The 12640-nt window shown below is 62.1% G+C and carries 14 protein-coding genes; 9 read left to right on the top strand and 5 right to left on the bottom strand.

Going from position 1 to position 12640, the window contains the following annotated elements; genetic code table 11:
• Positions 1–85 precede the first annotated feature (85 nt).
• The 7 genes from J2X24_RS13470 to J2X24_RS13440 all read left to right on the top strand — a co-directional run bounded on the left by J2X24_RS13470 (position 86) and on the right by J2X24_RS13440 (position 6101).
• On the top strand, positions 86–1237 hold the full coding sequence (locus tag J2X24_RS13470) for a murein hydrolase activator EnvC family protein (RefSeq protein ID WP_209722445.1): 1152 nt from the start codon (positions 86–88) through the stop codon (positions 1235–1237).
• Between the two features lie 102 nt (positions 1238–1339).
• The gene (locus tag J2X24_RS13465; protein WP_209722443.1) at positions 1340–2794 is read left to right on the top strand and encodes a S41 family peptidase; all 1455 of its coding nucleotides are present in this window, start codon (positions 1340–1342) and stop codon (positions 2792–2794) included.
• A gap of 51 nt (positions 2795–2845) precedes the next feature.
• Positions 2846–3277 (top strand): helix-turn-helix transcriptional regulator, encoded by a 432-nt coding sequence (locus J2X24_RS22760; protein ID WP_281064955.1) that lies wholly within the window; start codon positions 2846–2848, stop codon positions 3275–3277.
• 88 nt (positions 3278–3365) lie between these two features.
• Positions 3366–3899, top strand: a complete 534-nt coding sequence (locus tag J2X24_RS13455; RefSeq protein WP_209722440.1) for a DUF4199 domain-containing protein — start codon at positions 3366–3368, stop codon at positions 3897–3899.
• 64 nt (positions 3900–3963) lie between these two features.
• On the top strand, positions 3964–5166 hold the full coding sequence (locus J2X24_RS13450; RefSeq protein ID WP_209722437.1) for a divergent polysaccharide deacetylase family protein: 1203 nt from the start codon (positions 3964–3966) through the stop codon (positions 5164–5166).
• A 3-nt stretch (positions 5167–5169) separates the two neighbouring features.
• Positions 5170–5652, top strand: a complete 483-nt coding sequence (locus J2X24_RS13445) for an RNA pyrophosphohydrolase (protein ID WP_209722434.1) — start codon at positions 5170–5172, stop codon at positions 5650–5652.
• Between the two features lie 104 nt (positions 5653–5756).
• A complete protein-coding gene (locus tag J2X24_RS13440; protein WP_245344682.1) occupies positions 5757–6101 on the top strand; it encodes a DUF1428 domain-containing protein in 345 nt (114 codons plus the stop codon).
• A gap of 140 nt (positions 6102–6241) precedes the next feature.
• Here J2X24_RS13440 and J2X24_RS13435 read toward each other — a convergent pair whose 3' ends face one another.
• Genes J2X24_RS13435 through J2X24_RS13415 form a run of 5 tightly spaced genes read right to left on the bottom strand, consistent with a single transcriptional unit; the run spans position 6242 to position 10969 of the window.
• Positions 6242–6517 (bottom strand): ATP synthase F1 subunit epsilon, encoded by a 276-nt coding sequence (locus J2X24_RS13435; protein ID WP_209722430.1) that lies wholly within the window; start codon positions 6515–6517, stop codon positions 6242–6244.
• A 2-nt stretch (positions 6518–6519) separates the two neighbouring features.
• On the bottom strand, positions 6520–7968 hold the full coding sequence (gene atpD / locus J2X24_RS13430; RefSeq protein ID WP_209722428.1) for a F0F1 ATP synthase subunit beta: 1449 nt from the start codon (positions 7966–7968) through the stop codon (positions 6520–6522).
• Between the two features lie 10 nt (positions 7969–7978).
• Entirely contained in the window at positions 7979–8854 is an 876-nt protein-coding gene (locus J2X24_RS13425) for a F0F1 ATP synthase subunit gamma (protein WP_209722425.1), read from the bottom strand.
• 22 nt (positions 8855–8876) lie between these two features.
• On the bottom strand, positions 8877–10409 hold the full coding sequence (gene atpA / locus J2X24_RS13420) for a F0F1 ATP synthase subunit alpha (protein ID WP_209722422.1): 1533 nt from the start codon (positions 10407–10409) through the stop codon (positions 8877–8879).
• A 5-nt stretch (positions 10410–10414) separates the two neighbouring features.
• Positions 10415–10969 (bottom strand): F0F1 ATP synthase subunit delta, encoded by a 555-nt coding sequence (locus J2X24_RS13415; protein ID WP_310003769.1) that lies wholly within the window; start codon positions 10967–10969, stop codon positions 10415–10417.
• 288 nt (positions 10970–11257) lie between these two features.
• On the opposite strand from J2X24_RS13415, the gene J2X24_RS13410 reads away from it, so the two are divergent.
• Both J2X24_RS13410 and J2X24_RS13405 read left to right on the top strand, forming a co-directional pair.
• The gene (locus J2X24_RS13410) at positions 11258–12055 is read left to right on the top strand and encodes a TerC family protein (protein ID WP_209722417.1); all 798 of its coding nucleotides are present in this window, start codon (positions 11258–11260) and stop codon (positions 12053–12055) included.
• The gene (locus J2X24_RS13405) at positions 12055–12582 is read left to right on the top strand and encodes a putative glycolipid-binding domain-containing protein (RefSeq protein WP_209722414.1); all 528 of its coding nucleotides are present in this window, start codon (positions 12055–12057) and stop codon (positions 12580–12582) included. The genes J2X24_RS13410 and J2X24_RS13405 overlap by 1 nt, the downstream gene beginning before the upstream one ends.
• Positions 12583–12640 lie beyond the last annotated feature (58 nt).

Genomic DNA, 12640 nt, shown 5'->3' with positions numbered 1-12640 from the left:
AACGCGACCGAAGCAAGGCAAACTTGCTGTGAAGATTGGCCAGCGTTTATTGAAGGTTAATGCGGCATACAATAGGTTCGTAACCATGAAGCGCGCCCACGCCTTGTTCCTGACCGTCACCTGCCTGTTCCTGCTGGGAACGGTCGCGCAGGGCGATGCCCAGCAACGGACGCGCGCCCTGAGCGTGCAGGAGCAGGAAGAGCTGGAAAGGCTGTCGGCGGAGGTTCGCGCCAATACGCGCAAACGCGACGCCACGCGCCAGACCGCCCGCCAGATTGGCCGCGAAATCGAGGACCTGAGGCAGCGCATCATCGACATTTCGCGCCGCCAGGGCGCTTCCGAGACGCGCTCGGCGGTCTTCCGCGCCCGGCTCGAAACGCTGAATCTTCAGGAAGCCGACATCACGCGCAAGCTGACGGCGATGCGCGCCAAGGAGGCGCGACTGCTGTCGGCCCTGCAAATCTATACGCGCAACCCCCCGCCGGCCATCTTCATCTCGACCCGCCGCGCCAATGACGCGGTCGTCGCCGCCATCATCATGCGCGAAATCACGCCGGAGCTGCAAAAGCGCACCAGGGCCCTGGCGGCCCAGAACGCCGAGCTGGTCCGGCTGCGCCGCCAAGCCGCCCTGCAGAACGAATCGCTATTCGTCGCCGAAAGCGACGTGTCACGGCAGCGCTCTGAGATCGAGGCCCTGATCAGCCAGAAGCTGGCCCTGGAAGACCAGTTGCTGAGCCAGGCCGACAAGCTGGAAGCCCGCGCCGAGGAGTTGAAGACGCAGGAAAACCGCATGCGCGGCGAACTTCCGCTGCGCGGCCTCCTCGGCATCGGTCAGAAGGCGCCGAACCAGTTGCAGCAACCGGTCGTCGGCGACAAGGTCTCCGACTTCGGCCAGGTTTTGGGGAGCCAATCAGAGGGCGGCCGCCCCGAACGCGGCGTGCGTTTCTCGGTCCAGCCGGGCGCGCAGGTGACCGCGCCGATCGAAGGCGAGGTCGAGTTCGCCGGCCCGGTCGAATCCTACGGCCAGGTGGTGATCCTGAATGCCGGCAACAATTACCACGTCGTCCTGACCGGTATCGGCAGGGTGTTTGTCGACAAGGGCCAGACGCTCCGGCGCCATGAACCGATCGGCCGCATGCCGAACCTTTCGGAACGCAAGGTCACCCTCTATATGGAGCTGAGGCATGGGGAAACGCCGGTCAATCCCCTGACGCCGCTGCAAGTGTCTTCGCGCTAACACTTGCAGAGATTTTATTCACAGGCCGACCCGCCCCGTTTACGCCACACTCACACTCTTATATGAGAAGTTAAGTTGAGTACCCCGTCCCCTGAGGATCGCATGAAGAATTACGTTCTGGGTGGCGTCGCCGCCCTGGCTCTCAGCATCGGCGCCGTGGCTTATGCCAACCAGCCGGTCTTTTCGCCCCGTTCCGACACCTATCGGCAACTTGAGCTGTTCGGCAATGTGATGGCCATCGTCCAGCAGGACTATGTCGTCAAGACCGACAGCAAGAAGCTGATCCAGTCGGCGCTGGAAGGCATGCTGGCCAGTCTCGATCCGCACTCCAACTACCTGTCGGACGAGGACTACAAGGAACTGCAGGAAAAGACGCGCGGCAATTACGGCGGCATCGGCCTGGAAGTCCAAAGCGAGGACGGTGCGGTCAAGATCGTGACGCCGATCGATGAAACCCCTGCCCAGAAGGCCGGCCTCCAGTCGGGCGACTACATTACCGCCATCAATGGCACCAGCATCCTGGGCATGCGTCTTAACGATGCCGTCACCAAGATGAAGGGCGATCCGGACACCAAGGTGACGCTTACTGTGGTCCGCGCCGGCAAGGACGAACCCTTCGACGTCACCCTGACGCGCGAAATCATCAAGGTCCGTTCGGTCCGCGCCCGCATGGAAGGCAATTTCGGCTATTTGCGCATCGCCAGCTTCTCGGAAACGACGGCTAACGACACGCGTGACGCCCTGGCCAAGCTGATGGCCGAGAACAAGAACATGAAGGGCCTGGTCCTCGACCTGCGCAACAATCCGGGCGGCCTGCTCGATCAGTCGGTCGGCGTTGCCGACCTGTTCATCGACGGCGGCGAGATTGTGTCTCAGCGCGGCCGCGATCCCAAGGACATCATCCGCTACCAGGCCAAAAAGGGCGACATGCTGAAGGGCATGCCCATGGTCGTCCTGACCAATCCCGGCTCGGCCTCGGCAGCGGAAATCGTCGCCGGTGCGCTTCAGGACCATCACCGCGCCTCGATCGTCGGCCTGACGACCTTCGGCAAGGGTTCGGTCCAGAGCGTCATTCCGCTGGGTGAGAACCGCGCCGTGAAGCTGACGACCGCGCGCTATTACACGCCGTCGGGCCGCTCGATCCAGAAGACCGGCATAGAGCCCGACCTGGAAGTCGCGGCCTCCAAGGAGCAGGCCAAGTACATCGCCACGGCGGCCATGCAGTATTCGGAAGCGGCCTACTCTAACGCGCTGGACTCCGACGAAGGCAAGGCCCGCCGCGCGTCGCACACCGTCCAGGAAGTGCCGCCGGACAGTTTCGACACCAAGACCGGCGACTTCATCCTGACACGCGGCCTCGACGTCCTGGGCTATGGTGGCGACGTCAAGATCGCCGCGGCGCATCCGCGCGGCCAGGCCCTGGCCGATGCCGACCTGGTCGACAAGCCGGGCAAGCGCTTCGAGAACCTGACCAAGGCCGGCGCTACGGGCGAGGCCAAGCCGAAAGACGCTTCTCCAGCGTCGTCATCTTCGTCGTCCAGCACTTCGAAGAACTGATCGCTTCGCACAGCGATCATTAAGGGCGCGGGTCTTGATCGATCCGCGCCCTTGTTGTTTTCTAAAGCCATGTGGAAGCGGATCATCATCTATGGCGGACTCCTTGCGGCGGGCACCCTGGCCTTGCAGTGGCTGGATTACCGCTATCTGACGCGCGTCCATCCGATCGAGATTTACATCTTTCTCATCGCCGCCGCCTTTCTGGCGCTTGGCATCTATATCGGCGTGCGCGTCATCCGCCACGACCGGCCCGCGCCATTCGATGGCAATCCGAAGGCGCTGGCGACACTGGGCATCAGCCCGCGCGAACTGACCGTCCTGCAGGAAATCGCCGCCGGCCATTCCAACAAGGAGATCGCCCGCCGCCTGGCGATCTCACCCGACACGGTCAAGACCCACGTCGCGCGCCTGTACGAAAAGCTTGAGGCCAAACGCCGCACCGATGCGGTCAACCGGGCAAGGGAGCTTGGTATTTTATCCTGATTTCGTCCCAATCACCCTTTTGGGCGATTGTCCTGCCCCCGCATTCCGATCGCTAATGCAGGCCTCATTCCATTTGTGGAGGCTCATCATGCTCAAGAAAATCCTGTCCTACGGCGCCATCGCCGGCATCATCGTCGGCCTGCCGATGTTCCTCATGACTGTAAGCCTCAAGGGCCATCCGCCGGCGCCGTGGGGCATGGTCATCGGTTACACGACCATGCTGGTGGCGCTCAGCACGGTCTTTATCGCCGTCAAGCGTCACCGCGACGCGGAGCTGGGTGGCGTCATAAAATTCTGGCCGGCCTTCGGTCTGGGCCTGGGGATCAGCATCGTCGCCGGTATCCTCTATGTGCTGACCTGGGAAGCGGCGCAGGCCGTCAGCGGCATCGATTTCGCCGGCGATTACAGCCGCGAACTGATCGAGGCCCAAAAGGCCAAGGGCATTGGCGGCGCCGAGCTTGCCAGGTTCACCGCTGAAATGGAGGCCTTTCGCACCAACTACGCCAATCCGTTGTGGCGCCTGCCGATGACTTTCGCGGAAATCTTCCCGGTTGGCATATTGGTGTCGCTGGTCTCGGCGGCGCTGCTGCGCAACAGCCGCTTCCTGCCGGCAAGGCGGTAACGACAGGCACATTGTTAGTCTTTGTTAACCGAATTCCGGCACATTGCGGATGAGGAATCCCGTCATGTTCGCCAAGCCCAAACTCCCGTCCTTCCCCAGCGCCAGCACGTTCAAAGCGGCGGCGAAGTTCGATCCGCGCGCGGCGCTGGACAAGACGGTCGAGCTGTTCAAGAAGCCTTATGTCGCGCCGCTGACGGCGCTGGGGGCGTTTGCCCTGTGCCTGGTCGCCTTCCTGACCCTGGCCGGCGATCCGGACGCCGCCTCGCCGTCAGTGCGCATCAAGCTTGACCGCGAAAAGGCGACCTCGGCGCACGTCAACACCTACAATTCCGAGCCCGAACAGGCCTTTACGCTCGACGCCATGGGCATGTTCCCCGAAGCCGGCGCGGACGCCTTCGCCAATGGCTACGCGACGCCGGCCGACGGCCCCGCCGTCATTACGCTTCCCGGCGACCTGGCCGAAAAGGCGATCAAGGCGCCCAAGCCCGGCGTCACGCCTTTGCCCCAGACACCGATCGCCGGCCTGTTCCAGCAGAGCCCCGGTGGCCCAATGCCGATCATCGCCAGCAATGGCATGACCGTATCGTCGGCCTATGCCCGTCCGTTCAAGAGCGACGGCCGGCCGATGGTATCGCTGATCGTCGGCGGCCTGGGTCTCAACCCAACGACGACGCGCGAAGCCATCGAGAGCCTGCCGCCACAAGTCACGCTGTCCTTCGTGCCCTACACACCCGGCCTGCAGGGCTGGATCGACCTGGCGCGCGCCAATGGCCATGAGGTCATTGTCGAAGTGCCGATGCAGCCGACCAACTATCCCGACAATGACACGGGCCCGCAAACCCTGATGGCCAACAGCCGCATGGAAGACCTGATGGCGCGCATGAACTGGGTAATGAGCCGCGCCAGTGGCTATTTCGCCCTGTCGAACTATCAGGGCGGCGCCTTCTTCAAGGACAAGGCGGGGCTCGGCACCTTCATGCAGAACCTGGAAGCGCGCGGCGTTGCCTTTATCGACGACGGCCAATTGCGCGGTACAGGCGGCGCATGGGGCCGGGCTTCGGCTGACCGGGTTGTCGACAGCCAGATCAACGCGACAGCCATCAGCGCCCAGCTTATGGGGCTTGAGCAGCAGGCCAAGTCGCGTGGCGCTGCACTCGGCACCGGCTTCGCCTATCCGGTGACACTGGCGGTGGCGCTGAAGTGGACGCAGGAACTGGACGGCCGCGGTCTGCAACTTGCCCCGGCTTCTGCCCTGCTCAAGCACTAAGAGATGACTGAAGCGCCCAAGAATTACCGCCCCAATGTTGGCATCGTCGTCTTCAATGGCGAGGGCAAGGTCTGGCTGGGTCACCGTTTCGGCATGACCGGTGACCACAGCTGGCAATTTCCGCAAGGCGGAGTCGATGAAGGCGAGGACCTGGAAGCCGCCGCCCTGCGAGAGCTCTATGAGGAAACCGGCATCCGCTCGGTCGAAATCGCGGCGCGAACAGTGGACTGGATCTATTACGACTTCCCGCCCGAGGTGCTGGCACAGGGCCGCATCGGCCGCAACTTCGTCGGCCAGAAGCAGGTGTGGTACGCCATGCGCTTTACCGGCGACGACAGCGAAATCGATCTGGCCGCCCATCACGAGCAGGAGTTTTCGCGCTGGGAGTGGTGCTCGCTGGACAGCGTGATCGATCGCGTCGTCCATTTCAAGCGCGACAGCTATCGCCAGGTGATCGCGGAGTTCGGCGCGGTCATTCACGGGTAACGCTGTTGTGTCTGCTAAGCGGGCAATGCTGACTTTTCCTGACATGGTGTGACGGATAGGTGTGGGCGCCCACCTCACCCCCAACCTCACCCAAGGAGCCAATCATGTATATCGACGGATTTGTCGCGGCAGTGCCGGCGGCCAACAAAGACAAGTATGTGGAAATGTCGAAAGGCTATGCGGATTACTGCAAAGGCCTGGGAGCGATCAAGATCGTGGAATGCTGGGGCGATGACGTGCCGGATGGCAAGCTGACGTCCTTCCCGATGGCCGTGAAGCTCGAGGAAGGCGAGGTCGTCGTCTTTTCGTGGGTCGAATGGCCGGACAAGGCGACGCGCGACGCTGCCAATCAGAAGATGATGAGCGATCCGGAAATGGCGAAGATGGAAATGCCGTTCGACGGCAAGCGCATGATCTATGGCGGCTTCCAGCCGCTGCGCGAAGTATGAACTGAAAACTAATGGGGTTTGGGGCCTGCGGCCCCACAAACCTTTTCTATTCCAAAAAGAAAGCCTCGTCCCCAAAAGGGCGAGGCTTTCTTTTTGGATCAGGGAAGACTTGGGGCCGCAGGCCCCAAACCCCGTAAGTTTTAGTGCACGCTTTCGAGGTACTCGCTGGCATGCTCCGCCAGGATCGTCATGCCCTCGGCGTTGACGTCGGCAAAGCCGCCGCGCACCTGGAAGACACGAGTCGTCCCGTCGTTCATGACAATGACCTCGCCTTCGGCCAGGATGGTCATGAACGGCGCGTGGCGCGCCAGAACGCCGAACTGGCCTTCAACGCCCGGAGCGACGACCTGATCGACGTCGCCCGAGAACAGCTCGGCTTCCGGCGTAACCAGCGAGACGTGGAGCTTCTCAGCCATGATTACTTGCCTTCGCCGGCCAGGCGCTCGGCCTTGGCAATGGCGTCCTCGATGGTGCCGACCATGTAGAAGGCGGCTTCCGGCAGATGGTCGTAGTCACCGTTGGCGATGCCCTTGAAACCCTTGATCGTGTCTTCGATCGACATCAGCACGCCCGGCGTACCCGTGAAGATTTCGGCGACGTGGAAGGGCTGCGACATGAAGCGCTGGATCTTACGGGCGCGGGCGACCGTCAGTTTGTCTTCTTCCGACAGTTCGTCCATGCCCAGGATGGCGATGATGTCCTTCAGCGCCTTGTACTGCTGCAGGATTTCCTGAACGCGCGTGGCGACCGTGTAGTGCTCTTCGCCGACGATGCGCGGATCCAGGATACGCGAGGTCGAGTCGAGCGGATCAACGGCCGGATAGATGCCCTGTTCGGCGATCGAACGCGACAGAACGGTCGTGGCGTCCAGGTGGGCGAACGAGGTGGCCGGCGCCGGGTCGGTCAAGTCGTCGGCCGGAACGTAAACGGCCTGAACCGAGGTGATCGAGCCCTTGTTGGTCGAGGTGATGCGCTCTTGCAGACGGCCCATTTCGGTCGCCAGCGTCGGCTGATACCCCACGGCCGAAGGAATACGGCCCAGCAGAGCCGACACTTCAGAACCGGCCTGTGTAAAGCGGAAGATGTTGTCGACGAAGAACAGAACGTCCTTGCCTTCGACGTCGCGGAAGTACTCGGCCTGGGCCAGGCCGGTCAGGGCGACGCGGGCGCGGGCGCCGGGAGGCTCGTTCATCTGGCCGTAAACCAGGGTGCAGCGCGAGGTACCGCCGCCGCCGTGCTGGTTCACGTTCGACTCGATCATTTCGTGATACAGGTCGTTGCCTTCGCGGGTACGTTCACCGACGCCGGCGAACACCGAATAGCCGCCGTAGGCCTTGGCGATGTTGTTGATCAGTTCCTGGATGGTAACGGTCTTGCCGACGCCGGCGCCGCCGAACAGGCCGATCTTGCCGCCCTTGGCGTAAGGGCAGATCAGGTCGACGACCTTGATGCCCGTGACCAGCAGCTCGGCTGCCGTCGCCTGGTCGGCGAAGGCCGGGGCATCGGCGTGGATCGGGTTGAAGAACTGAGTATCGATCGGACCGGCTTCGTCGATCGGCTCGCCGATGACGTTCATGATGCGGCCGAGCGTCGCCGGACCGACCGGCACGGTGATCGGACCACCCAGGTCGGCGACTTCCTGGCCGCGGACCAGACCTTCGGTCGCGTCCATGGCGATGGTGCGGACAGTGCTTTCACCCAGGTGCTGGGCGACTTCGAGCACGAGACGTGCGCCCGAAGCGGTGTTGGTGGTTTCTAACGCGTTCAGGATGGCCGGAAGCGCGCCGTCGAATTCGACGTCGACAACGGCGCCGATGATCTGCGAGATGCGGCCCTTGTTGGCCGTGATCGTCTGGTGGGCGGTCATGGTTTAGTTCCTAGAGGGCTTCAGCGCCCGAGATAATTTCGATCAGTTCCTTGGTGATCTGGGCCTGACGCGAGCGGTTGTACTTCAGCTGCAGGGCCTTGATCATTTCGCCGGCGTTGCGCGTGGCGTTATCCATCGCGCTCATCTGAGCGGCGTAGAAGCCGGCATTGTTTTCGAACAGGGCCGACAGAAGCTGTACCGACAGGTTGCGCGGCAACAGCACTTCAAGGATTTCCTCCTCGCTGGGCTCGTATTCGTAGACGGCTTCGCTCTTGCCCGCCTCCGCGGTCGCGTCGATTTCGGCCGGGATCAGGCGCTTGGACGCCGGGATCTGGCTGATGACCGATTTGAACTGCGAGTAGAACAGAGTGACCACATCGGCGCGGCCTTCATTGAATTCGGCCGTGATCTGTTCCGAGATCGGCGCAACGACGTCCAGCGTCAGCACCTTTGTGCCCGACAGGTCGTGGGACTCGACGATACGGTCGGCATACAGGCGCTTCAGCTGATCGCGACCCTTGCGGCCGATTGTGATGATGCGGACGTTGCGGCCCTGGGCGATCTGGGCGTCGATGAATTCGCGGGCGGCGCGGACGATGGCGGTGTTGAAACCACCGGCCAGACCGCGGTCCGCCGTCGCAACGACAACCAGTTGATTGGTTTGCGAGCCGGTACCGGCCAGCATCTTCGGAGCGTCACCGCCCGAAATGCGGCTGGCCAGGCTGGCGATCACCGAAGCCATGCGCTTGGCGTACGGACGGGCGTTTTCCGCCGCGTCCGTTGCGCGCTTGAGCTTGGCCGCGGCCACCATCTGCATCGCTTTCGTGATCTTCTGCGTGGCTTTCACGCTTCCGATCTGATTGCGCATGTCCTTCAAGCTGGGCATGAAGCGAGGTTCCTTTTAGGCCTTAGGCGAAGCTGGCGGTGAAATCGGTGATGATCGACTTCAGCTTGTCTTCGAGATCGGCCGACAGGGCCTTCTGGTCGCGGATGGCGCTGAGCAGGTCGACGTGACGCGTGCGCAGCAGCGAAAGCAGGTCCTTCTCGTAGCGGCCGACGTCCGAGACGGCGACCTTGTCGAGGTAACCACGCGTACCGGCGTAGATGACCGCGACTTGCTCTTCGACCTTCAGCGGCGAATATTGCGGCTGCTTCAGCAGTTCCGTCAGACGGGCCCCACGGGCCAGCAGGCGCTGGGTAGCCGCGTCGAGGTCCGAACCGAACTTGGCGAAGGCGGCCATTTCGCGATACTGGGCCAGGTCGCCCTTGATGGCGCCGGCAACCTGCTTCATCGCCTTGATCTGGGCCGACGATCCGACGCGCGACACCGACAGACCGACGTTCACGGCCGGACGGATGCCCTGATAGAACAGGTCGGTTTCCAGGAAGATCTGGCCGTCGGTAATCGAGATCACGTTGGTCGGGATGTAGGCCGAAACGTCGTTGGCCTGGGTTTCGATGACCGGCAGGGCGGTCATGGAACCGGCGCCATTGTCTTCGTTCAGCTTCGCGGCGCGTTCCAGCAGGCGCGAGTGCAGGTAGAAGACGTCGCCCGGATAGGCTTCACGGCCGGGCGGACGGCGCAGCAGCAGCGACATCTGACGGTAGGCGACGGCTTGCTTGGACAGGTCGTCATAGATGATCAGGGCGTGCATGCCGTTGTCACGGAACCATTCGCCCATGGCGCAGCCCGCGAACGGGGCCAGGTATTGCAGCGGGGCCGGTTCCGAAGCGGTGGCCGACACGACGATCGTGTAGTCCAGCGCGCCGTTTTCTTCCAGCGACTTGACGATCTGGGCGACGGTCGAACGCTTCTGGCCGATGGCGACGTAGATGCAGTACAGCTTCGCCTTTTCGTCGGTGCCGGCGTTGACGGCCTTCTGGTTGAGGATGGCGTCGATGCAGACGGCGGTCTTGCCGGTCTGACGGTCGCCGATGACCAGTTCGCGCTGGCCACGGCCAACGGGGATCAGGGTGTCGATGGCCTTGATACCGGTCTGCACGGGCTCATGCACCGACTTGCGCGGGATGATGCCCGGCGCCTTGACGTCGACGCGGCGGCGCTCTTCCGAGACGATCGGGCCCTTGCCGTCGATCGGCTCACCCAGCGGGTTGACGACGCGGCCCAGCAGGCCCTTGCCGACCGGCACGTCCACGATTTCGCCGAGGCGGCGGACTTCGTCGCCTTCGCGGATTTCGCGGTCTTCGCCGAAGATAACGACGCCGACATTGTCCTTTTCCAGGTTCAGGGCCATGCCCTTCACGCCGGCCTTCGGGAACAGCACCATTTCACCGGCCTGGACCTTGTCGAGGCCGTAGACACGGGCGATACCGTCGCCGACCGACAGGACCTGACCGACGTCCGAAACGTCAGCTTCCTCACCGAAACCAGCGATTTGTTGCTTGAGAATGGCCGAGATTTCGGCAGCGCGAATATCCATGAGTGTTACGCTCTCTTCAGGGCGAATTTAAGGGAATCGAGTTTGGTCTTGAGCGAGGCGTCGAACAGACGCGAGCCTACGCGAACTTTGAGGCCGCCGAGGATGGCCGGATCGACCGAGGTGGCGATCGAGGCCGATTGGCCAAGCGTCTTGCCCAGCTGATCCTTCAGCGCGGAAAGCTGCGCGTCGGTCAGCGGCACGGCGCTGACGACTTCGGCGTTCACGATACCCTTCTGGGCGTCGTAAAGCTTGTTGAAAGCATTAAGGAACGGGAACAGCTGATCGACACGGCGATTGGCCGCCAGGACACCGAAGATCTTCTTGGTCAGGGCGTTCAGCTTCAGCCCGTCAGTAACGGCCAGGAGGCCCTTCAGCTTGACGTCCGAGGTGTAGACGTAGGACGAAACGAAGTTGCGCAGCTCGGCGCTGTTCAGCAGGAGGTCCTTGACCTTGGCCAGGTCGCCGTAGACGGCATCAAGAACCTTCTGGTCCTGGGCCAGTTCAAAAGCGGCCTTGGCGTAACGGTCGCCGGCTTCCGTTTCTCGAAATTGTTCGTTCACGTGCACGTCCAGATTGGCATTTATAGTGTCTGTTGGCGCGAAAAACACGCCGGACATGAGGTCGCGAGCGCACATCATGCGCTACAAGTGCCTCAAAGCGCGGGCTCCTTAGCATAGGGATTTCGGCACCGCAACCGACGAAGCCCGGGCTTTATGAAGATTCAGCAACAGCTGGGTGCGACAAAATATCCCTCGCGTGCGGCAAAATATCTTTTGACGCCATGCCTTGAGATTTAAGGCGATTCTTATATGTATTGGCGAAGCAATCAAACAGATGAGACTTATTACATGGAAGCTATAACAGCCCTGCTCGCAGATCCCGGCGTATGGGCGGCGCTCATTACCCTGGTGGTGATGGAAGTCGTGCTGGGCATCGACAACCTGGTCTTCATCTCCATTCTGTCCAACAAGCTGCCGGAGAAGGATCGCCAGAGAACCCGCCGTATCGGCATCGGCCTGGCCCTGGTCATGCGCCTGGGCCTGCTTCTGACCATCGGCTGGATCATCGGCCTGAAGGCCGAGGTGTTCAACCTGGGCCTCACCGGCCCGATCGGCGAACACGGTGAGCCGATGTTCGAAACCTCCTTCTCGTGGAAGGACCTGATCCTGATCGCCGGCGGCCTGTTCCTGGTGTGGAAGGCGACCAAGGAAATCCACCACACGGTCGACACCGCCCCGACGCACGACGTCATGGACGCCAAGAATGCCGTCATCAGCAATGCCGGCGCTGCCATCGTCCAGATCATCCTGCTCGACCTCGTCTTCTCGATCGATTCGATCCTGACGGCCGTCGGCATGACCGACCACATCCCGGTCATGATGACCGCCGTTATCATCGCCGTCCTGGTCATGCTGCTGGCCTCGGATCCGCTGGCCAACTTCATCGAAAAGAACCCGACCGTCGTCATGCTGGCGCTCGGCTTCCTGCTGATGATCGGCACCGTGCTGATCGCCGACGGCTTCGGTGTCCACGTCCCCAAGGGCTATATCTACGCCGCCATGGCCTTCTCGGCCCTGGTCGAAGGCCTGAACATGCTGTCACGCAACGCCAAGGCCAAGTCGGACGCAAAGACGCGGCTGCACTGATGGATATCTCGGCGGCATGGACCCGGCTGGATACGCCCGGCACGGACCATTGCCGCCTGTTCGCCACAACTGACGGATATCGTCTTGAAGGTAGCGCCCGCTTCATCGAAGCGGGCGTTTCCGTGTCCATTGACTACACGGTTGATTACGCAGCCGATTGGTCGACGCGATCCGCCACGGTCAACCGCGAGGGCACGATCCGTCATATACGCCGCGACAATGGCTGGTTTATCGATGATGTGGCCGTGCCCGGGATCGACGCGCTCAAGGACGTCGACTTCGGTTTTACCCCGGCGACCAATCTCGCCCAGGTCAAACGGCTTGATCTTGCCGTCGGTCAAGCCGCCGAATTGCACGTTGCCTGGATGGATGCCGATCAGGCCGGACTGGTCCGCCTGTGGCAATACTACCGGCGCACGGACGATCTGACCTACGCCTATGAGGCGCCGGAATATCAGGCAACCCTGGTGTTTTCGGAAGGCGGGTTTGTCGCCGACTACCCTGATCTCTGGAAAATGACGACGTGATAACGTCGTTTTAAGCCTGTCGTGTCAAACTCATGCCGTTTCGCAGAAGGCGAAGGAC

It is taken from the genome of Asticcacaulis solisilvae (genome assembly GCF_017875235.1).
In the GTDB taxonomy this organism is placed as follows: Bacteria; Pseudomonadota; Alphaproteobacteria; order Caulobacterales; family Caulobacteraceae; genus Asticcacaulis; species Asticcacaulis solisilvae_A.
The sequence above is the reverse complement of the archived record's forward strand: the minus strand, read 5'-3'. Positions and strand labels throughout refer to the sequence as shown.